Consider the following 17562-nt stretch of genomic DNA (forward strand, 5'->3'; position numbering starts at 1 on the left):
TCCCGATAAACTCGTCCCGGCAGATGCAGCAGACCGTCCGCCGTACCATGGGGCAGCGTGTCAATAAACCCGTTTCTGTCATTCCGGGGAGCGCAGCACCCGCAAGGGGTACGCCGCATCCGTAAGGCAGCGGAGCTGCCAACGGCTGCGCAGCGACGTGGGAATCCGTAATCCAAAAGCCGGAAATGTGATGATACTCGTGAGTGTTAGGAACGGATTGCCACGTCGGCCCGTTGGGCCTCCTCGCAATGACAGGCTTTTTTGACACTCTCACCATGGGGATGGATGCGCCCCGCTCTGCCGGCACTGCACCCGGCACGGGCTGTTTCGGCAGGTTTTGTGAAAAAACGGCCCATCCGGTCAATCTTCCCCTTGTGTTACCGGGGAAAACGCAGTAAAATAAAAGGACTATTGATTCGTTAGGAGTATTCAGATATGCGGCAAAACGCCAGGTTCATTCGCAAACTGCCCATCCCCATGGAGATCAAAAAGGAGTTCCCCCTGTCCCAGCAGGTCTCCGCCACGCGTCTGGCCCGGGTGGAGGAGATGCGCGCCATTCTGGATGGCCGGGACAGACGGCTGATGCTGATCATCGGCCCCTGCTCCGCCGACCGCGAGGACAGCGTGATGGACTACGTCCACCGCCTGGTCCCCGTGCAGGAGCAGGTGAAGGACAAACTCCTCATCGTCCCCCGCGTCTACACCAACAAGCCCCGCACCAACGGCGCCGGCTATAAGGGGATGCTCCACCAGCCCGACCCCAGCAAAAAGCCGGACATGCTGGCTGGCATTATCGCCATCCGCCGTCTCCATACCCGGGTGGTGGAGGAGACCGGTTTCGCCTGTGCCGACGAGATGCTCTACCCCGAGGACCACCGCTACCTGTCCGACATCCTGGGCTATGTGGCCGTGGGCGCCCGCTCGGTGGAGAACCAGCAGCACCGCCTGGTGGCCAGCGGACTGGACGTCCCCGTGGGTATGAAGAATCCCACCGGCGGCGACCTGAGCGTGATGATGAACTCCATCTATGCCGCCATGGGCGACCACATGTTTCTCTATCGCGGCTGGGAGGTGGAGACCTATGGCAACCCCTACGCCCATGCCATCCTGCGCGGCTGCGTAAACGAGCGGGGGGAGAGCCGCCCCAACTACCACTACGAGGACCTGGTCCAGCTGTACAAGCTGTATACGGAGCGAGCCATCAAAAACCCCGCCTGCATCGTGGACTGCAACCACGCCAACTCCGGAAAGCAGTATCTGGAGCAGACCCGCATCGCCAAGGAAGTGATGCACTCCAAGCGGTACTCCGCCGACATCAACGGCCTGGTCAAGGGCCTGATGATCGAGAGCTATATCCAGGACGGCAGCCAGAAGATCACCGAGTGCACCTACGGCAAAAGCATCACCGACGCCTGTCTCGGCTGGGAAAAGACCCGGCAGCTGATCTTTGATCTGGCCGAGCTGCTGTAAGTCTCTCCCCCAAACTCTCACACAAAGCACAGGAAGCAGGAGCCGCCCGGCTCCTGCTTCCTCTTTTCACATCATTCTGACCAGCTCTTTTTTCAGCCGGGCGATGATGCGCTTTTCCAGGCGGGAGATATAGGATTGGGATATCCCCAGCCGGTCGGCCACCTCTTTCTGGGTACGCTCCCGCCGCCCGTCCAGCCCGAAGCGCATGGTGATGATCCGCCGCTCCCGGGGGGACAGGCGGGACATGGCCTGTCGGAGCAGCTGCCGGTCCACGTCCGCCTCAATGGGCTTCATCACCAGATCCCCCTCGGTGCCCAGCACGTCGGACAGCAGCAGCTCGTTCCCGTCCCAGTCGGTGTTCAGCGGCTCGTCAAAGGACAGCTCCGTCTTCTGGTTGGCCGTCTTGCGCAGGTGCATCAGGATCTCGTTTTCAATGCACCGGCTGGCATAGGTGGCCAGTTTGATGCTCTTGGCGGGCTGATAGGTCCCAACTGCCTTGATCAGGCCGATGGTGCCGATAGAGATCAGGTCCTCGATGTTGATGCCCGTGTTCTCAAACCGCCGGGCGATGTAGGCCACCAGACGCAGATTGTGCTCGATGAGCTGGTTCCGGGCCTGGGCATCCCCCTGTTCCAGGCGGGCAATGAGGGCCCCCTCCTCCTCCCGGCTCAGGGGGGCGGGCAGGGTGTCGCTGCCCCCGATGTACATGATCTTCCCCGGCTGCGCCAGCCCCAGCCGGACCAGCAGCGCCAACCCCCGCTCTCTCAGCCTCCACAGGAACCCGTTCATCCTCCATCCGTCCTTTCCCTTTCCTATTTATAAGGGGGCGACCAGCGCCCCATAGCCGCCCCCGTCCGACACCGGCGTGGGGGACAGGGCCACCAGCAGCGGCCCCAATTCGCGCCCTGCCAGCTCGATCCCATCCACCCGCACCGCCAGCAGCAGCCCCCGGCTCACCCCCACCGAGCGATAGGGCAGCAGTGAGAACCGTCCCCGCCATGCCCCCCGGCCCAGCCGCACCAGGCCGGAGGGCGGGTCCTCCAGGTCCCCCCGCTCCGGGCGGTTGTCCTGCGGAAAGATGGCCGCCAGACGCGCTCCCTCCGCCACCATCACCGGTCGGCCGGAGGCCGGGTCTGTCAGCGTGTTCCCCGTGTCCACCAGGGCCACCAGCTCCGCCGCCCGCTCCCCCAGGGTCAGCCGCACGGGCAGCAGCTCCCCGGAGGCTGCGGTGTGCCGCCCCACCCGGCTGAACGCCACGGTCAGCGCCCCATAGCACCCCGCCGCGGACAGCAGCACCAGCTTTAGGTCCAGGGGGGAGTAGATGACCCCGCTGCGCCCCAGGGTCAGCCCCTGGCCGCCCATCAGCCCCACCGCCAGCACGCCCCCGGCGAAGGCGCAGGACAATGCCAGAAAGATGACCCCCTGACGGACCAGACGGCGGCTGCCACCATAGGCCGCCAGCAGCATCAGCACCGCCGCCGCCCCCCGGCACAGGGGATGGCGGAGAAAGGCCAGCCCCGGCAGGAAAATGGCCACCGCATACCCCCCGCCCAGCAGGGCCCCCAGCAAAAAGCGCAGCCGGGTCAGGGGCTCCCCCGCCAGCCGGGCCGCCGCCAGCAGCAGCAGATAGTCCACAATGGCGTTGAGCAGAAACAGGGTGTCCACATAGATCACCGTCATACCCGTCCCCCCTGTCGTGCCCTCTATTATACCGGCCGGGCCGGGAGAAATGGGTCAGAATGGGGGATGGAAAAAGCCGCCGCCGGAATTGAAGTGACCCCGAAAAGTTAGACAATATTTTGAAGTAAAAATTGTTCAAGCAGCCGAAAGGGCTTGTTGTCTGTGAATTGCAGGCGGCAAGCCCTTCAGTTTTGCCTTGATCCTGCGGTTGTTGTAGTAATCCAGATATGCAACGAGTTCCTGTTTGAAGTGCTCCATGGACTGAAATTCTTGCAGATATAGCAGCTCACTTTTGAGCAGCCCAAAGAAATTTTCTATCACAGCATTGTCCAGACAGTTTCCTTTCCGGCTCATACTCTGCCGGATGCCTTTCTCTCGGAGCATCCGTTGATACTGTTTATGTTGGTACTGCCAGCCCTGATCAGAATGGAGAATGAGGTTTGTTCCGTCCGGAATTTTTGCAAATGCCTCGTTCAGCATAGTTGTCACCATGCTGAGCACAGGGCGATCCGATATGGTATAGCTGACCAGATCGCTGCTGTGCAAATCGAGAATTGGGGACAGATACAGTTTCTCGCCAAACAAACTGAACTCTGTCACATCGGTGACCCACTTCTGGTTTGGCTTTTCGGCGCGGAAGTCCCGGTTTAACAGATTTGGCGCGATTTTGCCAACTTCTCCCTTGTAGGAACGATACTTCTTCATCCTGACACGGCAAACTAAGCCCAGCTCCTTCATCAGCCGCTGGACAGTCTTGTGGTTCAGGAGGAAATTGCGCTTGCGAAGCTCTGCCGTGATCCGGCGATAGCCGTATCTTCCTTTGTTTTCATGGTAAATGGCCGTGATCTCCGCTTTGACAGCTTTATACTTATCTGAACTGTTCATCCGCTTCAGATGATAGTAGAAAGTGGCACGGGGAAGTTGAGCGATTGAGAGAAGAATATCCAGAGAATGTCTTTGCCTCAGCTTTTGAACTACCTGCGTTTTCTGCGCTGGCGTCGCTCGTCTTCCAAAACCAAGGCTTGCAAGTTTTTTAGGTAATCGTTCTCCGCACGCAGTCGCTGCACTTCGGCCAGCAGATCTTCTTCTACATCCTTCGGCAGCTTCTTTGGCCGACCGGTGCTGCCGCGGCCGCGCCGTTCGACCGTCAAGCCTTCCGGCCCTTCTTCCAGATAGATTCGCTCCCACGATTTGATCTGATCTCTGCTGTTTACATCAAATCGTCGGCAGGTTTCGCTGTAACTCAATTTATCTTCTCGCATGGTTTCGATCACCAGTTTTTTGAATTCCGCTGTGTATCGTTTGTTCGGTACTCCCTTTGGCATAGAAAAACACCCCATTTCCTAACAGTATACCATACTGTCTAACAAATGGGGTGCAGTTCAAAAAGGGCGGAGAAGCTCTTAGCCCCTATTTATAGAAGGAAAATCATTGCCATGACTTCTAAGTTAAAAGTCACAATCATCTCTCTTTTCAGACGCCTTTACATTTTGTATCAGGTCTTCTATATAGTTTTGCATAGCTACTGGTTGTGGCACAGATTGAATCAGTTCTAAGAATTTCGTTTATCGAATTATAAAATCAAAATCTTCGCCATAACCTACCTGACGACAAGTATGTAAGATTTCTCCGTTTTCACAAAGATTTGTGCTCCAAAGTTGAAGCATCGGGGTGTTTCGCTGAACATTTAATAGGTGTGCCGTGTTATTATTCGCCCTAATAAGCCGCATGGTCAAATGACCAGATATAATATTAATTCCTTGTTCTGTTTCCAAATAACTATATAGGGACTTATTTTCTAAATCAATACCGATTAAATATGAGTACTTTAAAGGGAAATAGTTGTCTTCAATAACTAATGGTTTACCGTCTGCATATCGCAATCGGCGAATTCGAACCGCCTTTTCTCCTTCCTGAAGTCCTAATGCTTCTATCACATCGGTATCTTCCGGTATGCAAATAGATGCCTCTAACACTTTACTGCCTGCAACCTTACCATTTGCATGACACAGATTCGTAAAACTCATAGCAGAGTTATTCAGTACTTTTTTCATAGGAGGCGTTTTTAAAAAGGTACCTTTTCCCTGCTTTTTGACAACAATTCCCCTATTTGCTAATTCGGATACTGCTTTACGAATTGTTATCCGGCTTACACCATAATTTCGAGACATTTCGTCTTCTGTGGGCAACCGTCTCGTTTTATCGAATTTATTATGTTCTATGTCTATCATAATCTGTTCGATGACCTGCTGATATAAAGGCACCATACTGTTAAAGTCTATCATATAATGTCGCCTCTCTTTTCCTTCGTAATAATATGTGCCAGTATATAACGTTCTATGATTATATATTACTATTTCATCATATGAAATACAATCACCAAAACAATAATATTTGTAATTTTGGTGCCGTCAAGATTTGGACCTGTTGACAAAGTGGTGCGCAAATCCTTTCTGTGGTACAATAGTTATAGGAGGGATGTAGCATGATGGGACACCAAAGCAGACAAATGGCAATGATTTTCGTGGATATTGAGTCACTGATTCCAGAAACCCACCTGCTGCGGAAGATCGAGCGGATGGTATCCTTTGATTTCATCTATGATCTTCTGGCACCATATTATCCGGCAACAGGCCGTCCATCTGTGGACCCTGTCAGTATGTTCAAAATGCTCTTGATCGGATACCTGTATGGCATCAAATCAGAGCGGCGGTTGGTGGAGGAAGTTCAGCTCAACATCGCCTACCGATGGTTTTAATGTAGAAACAGAAGTTGAACAGAGTATGCAAAGCTATCTCGATTCTTTGGATGAAGAGCTTTCCAATCAGCCAGACTTCAAAAAGCCGCCAACAAAAATTGTAAGGAAGTGCCGTACCACCAGCCAAACGGATCCAGACAGCGGTTCTCCTACGATCCACAGCTCGACGCATTCATCTGTCCGGAAGGAGTTCCTCTTACGTACCACAGGCTAAATTGCAGCAAATCGACGGGCAAATATCTAGGGCAGTTTCTCCGTCTTGAAACGGGAACACTGTATTTCAAAGATTCGAAAAAGGGGCATTCTTGCAGCTACGGAAGAATGCCTCCTTGCCGCCATGGCCCTAAATCTTAAGCGGATGGCAAAATGTCATCTTTCTGCCATCTTTCGCTATCTCCAAATTTATTATTCTGCTGGGGCCACGATGGGTTTCAGCTGAATTTTTATGTTTGTCAACAGGTCCATTATTGTACATTATCGCACTTCTCGCTCCCAACGATAGTATGTAGATGGTGTGATTTCTCTTTGCTTGCACCACTGCCGGACCGGAAGACCGCTGCTTCTGCAATCCTGGATCGCTGCTACCCACTTCTGTTGTCGTGCCTGGTGCTTTACCTCTGTTGATGTCATGGTGTCTCTCCCTGATGTTAATAGTGGTGGAACGTCGCGAAACGTTCCACCACTATTATCCCATGGGTGTCCATCCGCCGGGAGATTTGACGGTCACTTTATATCTGTTTTATAACTAAATTGTTTCTTTTAATATTCAAACTTCCACATGTAACGCCGATAGCTCATAGGGTGCATCCTTACATCACCCATGGCAGAGATAAACTGCTTTGAAATAGGATGAAGTAGCAACGCATTAAAGTACTCCGCCACATCTGGATCTAATGCACTCAATCCCATTTCTTTAGCATCGAATATATAGTGATGGCCCCCGAAACGTTCCAAGAACCGCTCGGCACGTTCGTCTATAGGCCGCGTTTTTCCTATACTCTTGAATAAGAGTACCGCCAGCTGATTGTCGGTGGTTTCAAAAGCCCCATGGAAGTATTCTCCAGAATGGCAAGGAACACAATGAACTGTTTGCATTTCCTGGAAGAAACAAAAGGCATCGGAATATGCTACCTCCCAAGCGGCACCACTAGCCAGTACATTAAATATAGTATCATTTCGGTACTGCATAGCGAAGCGAGCTGCTTCTGGCTTAACAGCCTGATATGCTGCAGCATAAATATCGGGGAACTTACAGAACGCATCCATTGCTTTTTCATAGCCGGCATACCCTTCCATCGCAAAAAGCAGGCGGAAAGCTAACTTCAACGCAGTCCCCTGACTGTTACAATGCACCAGAGAAGGATCCTGGCACCATTCGTCCGCATGGAAGTAGACGAGCGAATACTTTGCAGTCTGTGCTGTAAGCGAATCTGAATAGCCAGTCAGGCCGATAGTAACAGCTCCCGCAGCATTCGCCTTTTTGAGTGCATCTACCGTCTCAGCAGTAGCTTTAGTCGAAGTGCAAATTACAAGAGAACTTGGTCCGACCGCTTTGGGTGTAGCATGAACAAACTCACTACTATTCATCCCAGAAACATGCATGGAAGTGCTCTCCTGTTGCAGTAAATACCGTGCTGGGAAAGAAGAAGCTAGCGAACCGCCACAAGCGACAAAATAGATATGTTTCAGCCCCCCGGCTGCATCAAGATCACTTTTAACCTGATCTACCACTTCAATGATTTCCTGCATACCCTTTACATTCATAGTTTTATCTCCTTAATTCCTGACGCATGGCCTCTGTAGCCCCTTCATCGATCTGATAGCCGTCATATTCGTTTCCAATAATAACGACACCATAATCTCGCCTAGCCCCCTCAACCGATACCTTGCATTCTATTACATCCTGAAGTACCTTCTGTATATCACGGTTCAGCGGGTCTCCGTATCCACCAGCACCCGGGGTAATAACACGAACAATATCGTGCTCCATCATGGGAAAGCTCGTCACTTTATTGCTAAGATGGGTTACTGCCCCGTCTGCGGCCACACGATAGAAACCGCCACCGGCACCTTCCTTCCCACCTTTCAATCCCCACGGGTGAATTTTATGTCGGTCGCCCAAACCAGTATAAAGCACATTATCTTCCAGAATCTCTAACTCACGTTGGATACCAAGTCCGCCTCGGAAATATCCCGGGCCACCAGAATCCTCTTTCAGTTCATTCCTTCTTGCTAACAGATGGGGGAACTCAATCTCTGTAGCCTCGATAGGCATATTGGAAGTATTGGTCATGTTTACTTGGATTCCGGACAACCCATCATATTGCCAACAAGCACCTCCACCACCCGCAATAACCTCATGGAAAATAAATACTTCATCAGAATCCTGCCGAACCTTGCCAGACAGCAGCGTGGTAGTGCAGGCTCCATTTCCCGCTGTAACAATTTGTTCAGGTAAAAGCGGCGCTAGTGCCCCAAAAATTGCATCAGGGACGCGTTGGGACGTGTCAATCTGGCAACCAATAGGCGAAGGCTCAGTGGGATTCAAGATACATCCTTTAGGTGCAATCACCTTAATAGCTCGGTTGATTCCTTCATTAGCTGGAATATCGGGCCCCAGCATAGCCTTAACGGAATAAAACACATCTGCTTTAGTACACGGCCAAGGAACATTGATAGGTGCCTCCAATTGTTGGGCAGAGCCAGTAAAATCAACTTCCATCTGATTGCCACGCACTGTAATCTTGACCTTAATCGGCAATGGATCTGGGTATTTTTCGCCGCAGCCATCCATATAATCTGTATAGCTATATTCACCGTCTGGAAGCTTGGCGACTGCCGCCCGAATCCGGCGTTCCGAATACTCAATCAATTCAGACATGCAAGAAATTAGGACATCCCCATAGCGCTCATACGCATCCTGTAACCGTTGAATTCCAATCAAATTTGCCGACATCTGTGCAGTCAAATCACCGTATCTCTCCTGTGGAACTCTGGAGTTGACCAGCAACATATCCATAACACTTTGATTCAACTTGCCATCCTCACGAATACGCACTAGCGGAATTCGAATTCCCTCCTGGAACAGGCTGACAGCATCACCACTGGATGAGCCAGGGACTTTTCCCCCAATATCCGCATGATGTGCAATGTTTGCTACCCATCCAACAAGTGTATCACCACAGAAAGCCGGCGCAGCTAAAACGATATCCGGCAGATGATTTCCGCCTCCATGGAATGGATCATTTACAATAAACATATCCCCCGGATGGATGTTTTCGCGCCCAAATTTTTCGTAAATGTTAGGCACAACACTAAGCATTGAACCCAGCAAGGCAGTCAAACTTTCCACCTGAGCCACACTATTCCCATCCGGATCAATTACAGCAGTACAAACATCCCGACGTTCCTTCATATTCGTAGAGTATGCACTGCGGATAATAATCCCATAGGTTTCCTCCGCCACAGACATCAGCAAATTTCGGATAACCTCTACTGTAACGGTATCTGGTCTGTTGTGAACCATATCATCTCACCTCGTTATAGTGCATTACAATATTTCCATATCTGTCCACTTTGAGTACCCACTTAGGAGGAACTACCAAGGTGGTGTCCATCTGTTCGCAGATACACGGGCCGCTAATGCTTTGCCCGGGAAGCAAATCATCTCTGCTGTACACTGGGCTTTCCAGATACTCCGTGCAGTTCTGGTAAAGGACACGCCGTACCTCGATTGGTTTCGGCAACGGTGCCTCCGGCTCCATCGGCTTCGCTTCCATTTCAGGCTTGTCGATTATTCCAATTGCGCTGACTCGGTAACTGACAAATTGAACTGGCGCGTTTTCATTGCAATAACCATAACTTCTTTTGTGTTCAGCGTGAAAATCCGATAGTGCTTTCTCCAAAGTTTCCTCAGTCAAGACACCAGAGGCAACAGGAATATTAATTTCGAAATTTTGCCTCTGATAACGCATATCAATCGAACATTCAAAAATTCGCCGTTCCTGCACAATTCCCTCTCGATCAAGCGCCTTTGCTCCCTGGAGCAACATATCCGAGAATTCCTTATTGAAGAGCAGAATGTTCTCTTTTGTTGCATCCAGGATATTTGTTCTGCTCAAATCAAATTTAGTATCAGCCAACAGCAACCCCAACGAACATAGCGTTCCAGGATGCGGAGGAATAATTACTTCCCGAATACCCAACTCCTGGGCGACCTCACATGCATGAAGGGGGCCTGCCCCTCCAAAAGCCATAAGACTGAATTCCCGGACATCATAGCCTTTTTCCACCGATACACTGCGAACCGCACGTACCATATTAGAATTGACAACGGTAATAATACCGTTCGCCGCTTCTTCTCTGCTAAGTGAACTTTTGGCACAGATATATTCATCTAGTGCTTGATATGCTTTTTCCAAATGAACCTTCATTCTTCCACCAAGAATTCGGTTCTGATTCAGTTTTCCTAAGACTATATTAGCATCGGTGACAACTGGCTGCGTACCACCTCTGCCATAACAAGCGGGCCCAGGAACAGCTCCTGCACTTTCAGGCCCTACTTTCAATGCATTCCCCTCATCAATCCTGGCAATAGAGCCTCCACCTGCTCCAATCGTAATTATATTAATCATAGGAATCCGTGCTGGATAACCTTCTACCAATCGTTCGTTTGACACTTTAGGCGAATAATTTTCAATCAAGCTTATATCCGCACTGGTTCCGCCCATATCAAATGTGATTACTTTAGAGGCTCCACACTGTCGGCCAATAAACGAGGCAGCAACTACTCCAGCACTGGGGCCAGAAACAGCACATTTGATAGGGCAATCGATTGTTTCTTTGATAGATATGATTGAACCATTCGACTGTGTAATGTAAGGTTCTACCTGTACGCCAATATCCTTCAGCGACTGCTGGAAATTGTGAACATACTTTTTCATTACAGGTCCTAGATAACAGTTTAGGACAGTTGTGCTCATCCGGCTGTATTCTCGGAATTCAGGCGCAAGATCACTAGAAATTGTTGTATATGCTTCAGGAAATTCTTCCTCTATAAGTTCTTTGATTCGCCGCTCATGTGCAGGATTAATGAACGAAAACAGCGTACATACCGCAATCGCCTGCACACCCTTGTGTTTCAGAAAACGGATAACACGGCGGGCATCTTCTTCGTCAAGCGGAGTGTCAATTCCCCCATTATACAAAATACGTTCCTTAACCCCCATATTACAACCAGATGGGATTAACGAAACCGGCTTTTGTGCCTGCAAGTCATATAGGCTCGGGCGTTTTTGATTCCCGATTTCCATGGTATCTTTAAAACCTTCTGTTGTGATTAGGCCAAGCTTTGCACCCTTTTTTTCAATCAGGGCATTAGTACCGACAGTTGTCCCATGTGCCAAATAAGACACCTGATCCGCATCTGCTTTCTCCTGTGCCAAAATATCCTGTACACCTTTTACAATAGCCCTAGAAGGGTCTTCAGGGGTTGAACTGTCTTTGTAGTTAATCAACCTACCAGTGTCTAAGTCAAACACAGAAAAATCCGTAAATGTACCGCCTACATCGACACCAATCATGTAGCCCATAATATCACCTCAGATAAAAACTATTATTTATTAATACATTATATAATGTTATGTATTAAGTGGAAACACGAGCCATCAGCTCAAGCGGAATATCGGTTCCATAGCCGATGGCTCCGGAAATCGTACAAGTATGTGCCGACCATTTTGCCGCATCTACTAACGAAGCGTGCAAAAGTTCGGCTCGATAAAGGGGATTGCCCCAGTTTTCCTTACCGTCTTGTTCTAATTGCTTTCCTAATTTTGTAAGTAGTCCAGCGGCAAAGCTATCTCCCGCACCCATAGTATCCAGTGCTTCCACGATATATGGGGATTGCTTCATATGGAATGGTCCATCATAAATCAGTGCTGATTGATTCCCTCGCGTAATGCATACAACCATTTTACCTAGAGCCATCATCCTATTCGCAATGGTAATAGCCTCTGTTCCCGACAGCCCGCTTCCAGATAAAAAGGCAAAATCAATATAAGGGCACACCCGGTTCAATCGTTCTTCGTCTGTCCATTGGCCTGAAAAGTCATAACTCACTAATCCAGGGAGTGTACTTAATTTTGGTAGCTCTCCGTCCAGGAAACTATTGTTACTGGTATGAATGATTTGAAATTCAGAGCAATACGAAAGATCTTCTTCGTCAAGAGAAATAGGGTGTCTCTGCAATACTCCCCCTCGATTGCTGCCTAGGAAGACTCGGTCACCATGATTCAATGTAACCTTGGCATATCCATTTTCCCCAGGATATATACGACATCGCTCACAACCGATTCCTTCCTCATCTAAGACATGTCGCACATGTTCTGCAACGCAGTCAGTTCCAAATACACCCAAAAAATCAGCTTTCGCTCCTAACCGTGCTGCATTCACTGCAACATTCAGTGCTTGCCCGCCTGGATACATCATACCAGTATGCAAATATAGATCGCAGACGTTATCTCCTAACCCCAACAGTTTCATCGGAACATCCTTTCTGGGAAAAATTTGAAGGACTGGCCGGTTCACTAAAATGTTACTCCGGCCAGTCCCTTGATCAGGTGGAATTAGGCTGGATTAGCTTTCTCAAATTCAGCATTCCATGCCAGAACTTTTTCATAGAGTTTCTCGGTCTTGAACAAGTCTGTCTCCTGGAGTTCATAACCCAACTGGGAAGTAGCATCAATGAACGACTGACGGTCACAGTCTACAAAGGTAACGCCTTTATCAATCAGTTCCGTTTTCATTTCAGCCCATTCGTCTTTGATGGTATCATTATAATATTTCTCAACCTGAGAACCAAGGCTCTTAAAGACTTCCTGATCCTCAGCGGGGAGCGTATCCCAGAAAGACTTGGCAAAGAAAATACTCTCAAACGGGTAGGCAAAATCAACTTCGGAGGCATAGGGAGCAGACTCATAGAATCCAGCGGAATAATATGCGTCTTTCGCAGAATCGCCACCGTCCACAATCCCCTGCATCAAAGCAAAGGTATACTCAGAATAAGCAGTCACAACTGGTGTAGCCCCCATTGCACGGGCATTAGCTTCAAAAATAGGAAGATTGGGGATACGATACTTCATTCCTTTCATATCAGAAGCGTTCTCCAGCGGCCATGTGCAGAACAACATTCGAGGATTACGCTGCAGATTGTAAGCAACAAAGACATAGCCAGCGTCATCTAAGTCCTTCCAGATTTGCTCGTTCTGTGCAATATAGTACTGTGCCTGTTCAGAGGAGTTAAAGCAAAATGCCATATCCAAAATATTAAGATCTGGGGAATAGGTAGCCATGGTACTCAAAGTAGTCATCATAACTTCCTGAAGGCCCATTTGCATATTTTCTAACATAGTGGTCTCGTTACCCAGTTGTTCCGAGGGATAGAAATCAAACCGGTATTTTCCATTAAATGCAATGTTGGCCAAATCACAGTAATATTGACAAGCCGTCGGGCCGGTCTCACCCAGCGCACCGGCATTACCAAAGCGAACAACTTTGGTGTCAGCCCCATACTGAACATTAGCTGCCTGTTTAGAAGCTTCTTCTACAGAAAGAGAGGATACATCAACAATGCTACTGGAAATGCCAGTCGGCTGAGAGGAAGAACTAATAGCACCAGGAGATGTACCTGAAGCTGAACTTGAAGGATTCTTGCTGCATGCAGAAAACATCCCGCACACTAGGGTCAGTGCCAAGAGCGTTGCCAGTGTTCTTTTCATAATTAATTACCTCCGTTTTTATTTGAGCGTCCCAAGCAGTCTGGGGAGAAACTCTGTAACCTGCGGTACATAAGCAACCAGCATCAGTGTAATAAACAGGGGAATCAAAAACTGAATCGTGTACTTCAGCGCAGATTCGAAATTACCTCCTGTCGCCTTACATGTGACGAACAATGCCGGTGCAAAAGGCGGAGTTATTATACCAATGGTGATATTCAAAACAACCATGACACCCATCTGGATATAGCTCATTCCAAGTGCAGTAGCTAGGTTCATCAAAATCGGTGCCATCATAATCTCGATCTGCATTGCGCCAATAAAGCAACCCATGAATAACAACAAGCAGTTTAGCAGTAACAGGATAAGAATCCGGTTATTCAGAGCCATCAGCGCATTTGTAACCACGGTCGTTATGCCGCTTGTAACAATAAGCCAGTTGAACACCATACCAGAAGCGCATAGGCACATCACCATTCCGGTACTGGCAATAGTCGCTCGCAATGCTTTGGAAAACATAGCCCAGTTAAATCTCCGAATAGCAATGGCAAGCAGTACACAGTACATAGCTGCAACAGTCCCACATTCAGCGGGCGTAAAAACACCTGTTGTAATCCCAGCAATCAAAATAATTGGGCCTCCCAATGCCGGAAGGGACTTCCAAGTAGCAAAAAACCGCTCTCGCCAAGTATATCTTCTGGATTTTGGGCACTTAATATTTTGAGTTTTCATGGCAATAACAATCCAGACCATCATACAAATTCCCATGATAGCACCTGGGAGATATCCGGCCTCGAACATCGCCATTGTCGAAGTTTGGGACAAAAAAGCCCAAATAACGAAGTTAATGGACGGAGGAATAATGGGGCCAATCCCCGCTGAAGCAGCTGTTACGGCTATAGAAAAGTTCTTATCATAGCCTGCTTCAGACATAGCCTTTACTTCAATTGTTCCTAACCCACCTGCATCAGCCAAAGCGGATCCTGACATGCCAGCGAACAGCATGGACGCCAGAACATTGGCGTGAGCTAAGCCTCCCGGGAGATGGCCGAGCCAGCACTCTAACATTAAGAATAAGCGATCTGTCAACCCCACCTCGTTCATAAAGCACCCGACAAACAGGAACGCTGGAAGCGCTAACATATTAAAGTCTGCAAATGAGTTCGCTGTTTTCTGGGCAAAAATGATAAAGCTTTCGTGGTTGACAACCAAGTACTCCAGACTCGCAAAGAGCATCGCATAACTAATTGGAATCTGCAGAAGGATTAAAACAACGAATGTTCCAAAATACAGAAGAATCATAGGGTCAAAACTAGTCAAGTATATTACCCTCCTCTCGCGCGTCAGGGGCGACAATACTCTCATCATCTAATACGATATATGCAATCGTCTTGTAGACACAATAGATGAGTACAATGATACTCATCACTACCACTGGCAATGCATAATAATATGCTTTCCCGAAGGGGAGGCCTCCTATTGGTCGTAGATGCTCTTGCATTTTAAAAAGCTTACAACTAGCTGGGACAAACAATACTGATATCAGCAATACAATTGCGTTCGTTAAATGAAAAATCACACGGCGGGCATTTTGACTCATCCGCTTAACAATGAACTCTAATATCGCATGCCCATTCTGCCAATACACCGTAGCCCATCCCACGGCGCAGACCCACACCATGATAGCAATAACAGCCTCATCAATGCCATAAATAGGATTCGAGAACACATACCTCATCATGACTTGAAAGCACAACATTGCCATCATAACAAATGCGGATAGTCCTGCCAGTAATTCCAGCGCATTGTTAAAGCAGTCAAGAATAGCCCCTATTTTTCGAATTCCTGCTTTCATGATGCTCCTTTCTGTACAAGTAAACGTACCTACATCACATTCATCTTCCTGCACACGATCATTCCGGGATTACTTGGTACATGAACTCAAGACACTTTTTCATCGTTCCTTCTGGTTCAAAATCGTACAGACGGTTATATATCTCAAATGGGATTGCACCCGTATACCTTACCTCGTCGAGCGCGGTTAAGTAGTCTATCAGGGGGAGTTTCCCTTCACCGGGTATAAAATGTCCCAACGGCGTCCCATCAGCAAAGTGTAAATGAACCATATCTTGACCTAAGAGTGCTAAATCTTCACGAATGTCCTCACCAGCCATTGCAACCGCACAGGTATCCAACATACCTTTCAGGTTGGGACTTCCAATTTCATCTATCATACGGCGCATGCGATGGCTATCGTAAACTACATTTGTGGTATTATAACTTGCAGCTTCAATAACCATTGTGACTCCATATCTTGACGCCTTGTCCACAATTCTTGAAAGTGACTCCGCACTACGTTTCCATGCGTCCTCCTCTGGATTGTCGAAATATCCTCTCCCGCACACTATTTGTGCATATGGAGCCTGAAGCTGAGCAGCAAACTCAATGGTTTTTATAAAAGTTTGGGTGCTTCTTTCACGAATGGCATCATCTTCACAGGCAATATTAATTGGATAAACGCACTGTTCTTGAGTCAAACAGCACACTTTTATTTCACGTGCATCCAATTCTCGTTTTAACACTTTAACAGAATTATATGTTGCATCTTCCACACTAAGGTGAGGGCTAGCTGCATAAAACTCAATCAAGTGTTGGCCTAAATTTACCATAGAATTCAAAAAATACGGTAGGCTATACTTTATGTAGTGATAATTGGAACATGCAATTTGTGCCCGTTTCAGATGTTTGATACTACTCATTGATGATCAACCCCCTTGTTTGATGATACCTAAATACACCATCTTATGCTATCTACAGCTCCCGTTCTATTATTCAGACCGTGCAGATATGTATCATCGTGTAATGTTATGTAACATCATGTCTAAAGTATACATTATTGCTCAGCATAAATCAACATCATTAAAAAATTTTGTTAATTTTTTTGATGTATTTTCCGTTCCTCTGAAAAACCATTACAAATATTCATATATACACAATATAATCTTTAGTTACACCCAGGTTTTTGTAATTTTTTTCCGCCAATTCTTACAAATTATTGTTAGAAGTTCAAACCATGTCAGAGGCTTAATAGCTATTATTCAACATAGTACCGACTGATGATTTCTGCCCGGCACATTCTCTTTCAAAACGGTCTTTTCGCCACCGTCACCGTTTTAATGCCTCCGGTGATAAAATCCACCAGCATGGCGCAAGCATCCGGGGCATCATCATGAAGATTCTTTCCACTGATGGTGATCAGGGTCAGTTCCCGCACGAATTTCTCATACTCAGAGCTACGGTGCTTCCCATCTATGAAGTAGAATGTCTTGATATCCGGTGCATACTGGATGATCCGGCTCAATTTGCTCTGATTTGTTGGGGCCTTCTTATAGCTCATATTCACCTTCACCCCGTCCTGGCGGAGCTTTTCATCTACGATGCGCCATGCTCATCTTCGCCATTGTTGCTCTCCCACCGGACCATGTGGGGATGGTGCTGCTTCAAGGTTCCAAGCACCAGTGGACGTGTGGCAGTTTTATCCCCTGCATTGAAGACCACATCCTGGATGTACACGTCCTCCCCATAAATATAGGCCACCGGCATACTCAGACTGTCTCCCCCACCCCAGGCAGTATCGACTACTGCCATGATGCGGTCCGGTTCCCCATCCGGCAGCACACCGTTGTAGTATCGCAGCTCATCAGCTGGGAACAGCAGCCCTTCCCGAATGTAGGGATTCCCCATGTATCTTGCCATCCAGGTGGCGTCATCAATACTCTCCTTCATGTCCTGATAGTATTCCGTGTCGAAGCCCAGGTCATATTTATAGTCGAAATTATTCTCCCCTGCCTCGTTCAACGCCGGAATCACGGTGAAACGGTA

The 17562-nt window shown here is 48.3% G+C and carries 18 protein-coding genes; 2 read left to right on the forward strand and 16 right to left on the reverse strand.

Translation table 11 applies throughout. The features are described from left to right. The first annotated feature begins 435 nt into the window (after positions 1 to 435). Positions 436 to 1470, forward strand: coding sequence for a 3-deoxy-7-phosphoheptulonate synthase (locus H8S55_RS04870; protein WP_186878029.1), 1035 nt, complete (start codon positions 436 to 438; stop codon positions 1468 to 1470). A gap of 66 nt (positions 1471 to 1536) precedes the next feature. On the opposite strand, the gene sigE is transcribed toward H8S55_RS04870, so the two are convergent. The 5 genes from sigE to H8S55_RS04895 form a co-directional block, all read right to left on the reverse strand. After that, a complete protein-coding gene (sigE, locus tag H8S55_RS04875; RefSeq protein ID WP_186878030.1) occupies positions 1537 to 2259 on the reverse strand; it encodes an RNA polymerase sporulation sigma factor SigE in 723 nt (240 codons plus the stop codon). Positions 2260 to 2286: 27 nt separating this feature from the next. Then, complete coding sequence (locus H8S55_RS04880) at positions 2287 to 3150, reverse strand: sigma-E processing peptidase SpoIIGA (protein WP_186878031.1); 864 nt, start codon at positions 3148 to 3150, stop codon at positions 2287 to 2289. 135 nt (positions 3151 to 3285) lie between these two features. Continuing rightward, a complete protein-coding gene (locus H8S55_RS04885) occupies positions 3286 to 4116 on the reverse strand; it encodes an IS3 family transposase (RefSeq protein ID WP_243200488.1) in 831 nt (276 codons plus the stop codon). An 8-nt stretch (positions 4117 to 4124) separates the two neighbouring features. Next, complete coding sequence (locus H8S55_RS14065) at positions 4125 to 4475, reverse strand: helix-turn-helix domain-containing protein (RefSeq protein WP_186878032.1); 351 nt, start codon at positions 4473 to 4475, stop codon at positions 4125 to 4127. 240 nt (positions 4476 to 4715) lie between these two features. Further along, on the reverse strand, positions 4716 to 5435 hold the full coding sequence (locus H8S55_RS04895) for a GntR family transcriptional regulator (protein WP_186878033.1): 720 nt from the start codon (positions 5433 to 5435) through the stop codon (positions 4716 to 4718). Positions 5436 to 5635: 200 nt separating this feature from the next. Here H8S55_RS04895 and H8S55_RS04900 point away from each other — a divergent pair, with 200 nt between their 5' ends. Further along, positions 5636 to 5908 (forward strand): transposase, encoded by a 273-nt coding sequence (locus H8S55_RS04900; protein WP_186878034.1) that lies wholly within the window; start codon positions 5636 to 5638, stop codon positions 5906 to 5908. A 474-nt stretch (positions 5909 to 6382) separates the two neighbouring features. Here H8S55_RS04900 and tnpA read toward each other — a convergent pair whose 3' ends face one another. From tnpA to H8S55_RS04950, 11 genes are all read right to left on the reverse strand, one after another. Then, the gene (gene tnpA, locus H8S55_RS14575; RefSeq protein WP_436233141.1) at positions 6383 to 6538 is read right to left on the reverse strand and encodes an IS66 family insertion sequence element accessory protein TnpA; all 156 of its coding nucleotides are present in this window, start codon (positions 6536 to 6538) and stop codon (positions 6383 to 6385) included. A 129-nt stretch (positions 6539 to 6667) separates the two neighbouring features. Continuing rightward, a complete protein-coding gene (locus tag H8S55_RS04905) occupies positions 6668 to 7672 on the reverse strand; it encodes an SIS domain-containing protein (protein ID WP_186878035.1) in 1005 nt (334 codons plus the stop codon). A 4-nt stretch (positions 7673 to 7676) separates the two neighbouring features. After that, a complete protein-coding gene (locus H8S55_RS04910; RefSeq protein WP_186878036.1) occupies positions 7677 to 9434 on the reverse strand; it encodes a hydantoinase B/oxoprolinase family protein in 1758 nt (585 codons plus the stop codon). 1 nt (position 9435) lies between these two features. After that, positions 9436 to 11499: a hydantoinase/oxoprolinase family protein gene (locus tag H8S55_RS04915; protein ID WP_186878037.1), complete on the reverse strand. Its 2064-nt coding sequence runs from the start codon at positions 11497 to 11499 to the stop codon at positions 9436 to 9438. Between the two features lie 55 nt (positions 11500 to 11554). Beyond that, positions 11555 to 12448: a PfkB family carbohydrate kinase gene (locus tag H8S55_RS04920; protein ID WP_186878038.1), complete on the reverse strand. Its 894-nt coding sequence runs from the start codon at positions 12446 to 12448 to the stop codon at positions 11555 to 11557. 83 nt (positions 12449 to 12531) lie between these two features. Next, a complete protein-coding gene (locus tag H8S55_RS04925) occupies positions 12532 to 13683 on the reverse strand; it encodes a TRAP transporter substrate-binding protein (protein ID WP_186878039.1) in 1152 nt (383 codons plus the stop codon). An 18-nt stretch (positions 13684 to 13701) separates the two neighbouring features. After that, positions 13702 to 15000, reverse strand: a complete 1299-nt coding sequence (locus tag H8S55_RS04930) for a TRAP transporter large permease (protein ID WP_186878040.1) — start codon at positions 14998 to 15000, stop codon at positions 13702 to 13704. After that, the gene (locus H8S55_RS04935) at positions 14993 to 15535 is read right to left on the reverse strand and encodes a TRAP transporter small permease (RefSeq protein WP_186878041.1); all 543 of its coding nucleotides are present in this window, start codon (positions 15533 to 15535) and stop codon (positions 14993 to 14995) included. Before H8S55_RS04935 ends, H8S55_RS04930 begins: the two co-directional genes overlap by 8 nt. A 58-nt stretch (positions 15536 to 15593) precedes the next feature. Continuing rightward, the gene (locus H8S55_RS04940; protein WP_186878042.1) at positions 15594 to 16439 is read right to left on the reverse strand and encodes a sugar phosphate isomerase/epimerase family protein; all 846 of its coding nucleotides are present in this window, start codon (positions 16437 to 16439) and stop codon (positions 15594 to 15596) included. A 383-nt stretch (positions 16440 to 16822) separates the two neighbouring features. Continuing rightward, the gene (locus H8S55_RS04945; protein ID WP_147561237.1) at positions 16823 to 17077 is read right to left on the reverse strand and encodes a hypothetical protein; all 255 of its coding nucleotides are present in this window, start codon (positions 17075 to 17077) and stop codon (positions 16823 to 16825) included. A 35-nt stretch (positions 17078 to 17112) separates the two neighbouring features. Continuing rightward, complete coding sequence (locus H8S55_RS04950; protein WP_186878043.1) at positions 17113 to 17550, reverse strand: hypothetical protein; 438 nt, start codon at positions 17548 to 17550, stop codon at positions 17113 to 17115. Positions 17551 to 17562 lie beyond the last annotated feature (12 nt).

Source organism: Flintibacter faecis, assembly GCF_014287875.1.
Classification (GTDB): Bacteria; Bacillota; Clostridia; order Oscillospirales; family Oscillospiraceae; genus Lawsonibacter; species Lawsonibacter faecis_A.

Bases quoted from the DNA above. Each gene is read 5' to 3' on its own strand.
- H8S55_RS04940 (WP_186878042.1), bottom strand. From the start codon at position 16,439: ATGAGTAGTATCAAACATCTGAAACGGGCACAAATTGCATGTTCCAAT.
- H8S55_RS14065 (WP_186878032.1), bottom strand. From the start codon at position 4,475: ATGCCAAAGGGAGTACCGAACAAACGATACACAGCGGAATTCAAAAAA.
- tnpA (WP_436233141.1), bottom strand. From the start codon at position 6,538: ATGACATCAACAGAGGTAAAGCACCAGGCACGACAACAGAAGTGGGTA.
- H8S55_RS04915 (WP_186878037.1), bottom strand. From the start codon at position 11,499: ATGGGCTACATGATTGGTGTCGATGTAGGCGGTACATTTACGGATTTT.
- H8S55_RS04880 (WP_186878031.1), bottom strand. From the start codon at position 3,150: ATGACGGTGATCTATGTGGACACCCTGTTTCTGCTCAACGCCATTGTG.
- H8S55_RS04895 (WP_186878033.1), bottom strand. From the start codon at position 5,435: ATGATAGACTTTAACAGTATGGTGCCTTTATATCAGCAGGTCATCGAA.
- H8S55_RS04945 (WP_147561237.1), bottom strand. From the start codon at position 17,077: ATGAGCTATAAGAAGGCCCCAACAAATCAGAGCAAATTGAGCCGGATC.
- H8S55_RS04905 (WP_186878035.1), bottom strand. From the start codon at position 7,672: ATGAATGTAAAGGGTATGCAGGAAATCATTGAAGTGGTAGATCAGGTT.
- H8S55_RS04935 (WP_186878041.1), bottom strand. From the start codon at position 15,535: ATGAAAGCAGGAATTCGAAAAATAGGGGCTATTCTTGACTGCTTTAAC.
- H8S55_RS04910 (WP_186878036.1), bottom strand. From the start codon at position 9,434: ATGGTTCACAACAGACCAGATACCGTTACAGTAGAGGTTATCCGAAAT.
- H8S55_RS04900 (WP_186878034.1), top strand. From the start codon at position 5,636: ATGATGGGACACCAAAGCAGACAAATGGCAATGATTTTCGTGGATATT.
- H8S55_RS04925 (WP_186878039.1), bottom strand. From the start codon at position 13,683: ATGAAAAGAACACTGGCAACGCTCTTGGCACTGACCCTAGTGTGCGGG.
- sigE (WP_186878030.1), bottom strand. From the start codon at position 2,259: ATGAACGGGTTCCTGTGGAGGCTGAGAGAGCGGGGGTTGGCGCTGCTG.
- H8S55_RS04920 (WP_186878038.1), bottom strand. From the start codon at position 12,448: ATGAAACTGTTGGGGTTAGGAGATAACGTCTGCGATCTATATTTGCAT.
- H8S55_RS04870 (WP_186878029.1), top strand. From the start codon at position 436: ATGCGGCAAAACGCCAGGTTCATTCGCAAACTGCCCATCCCCATGGAG.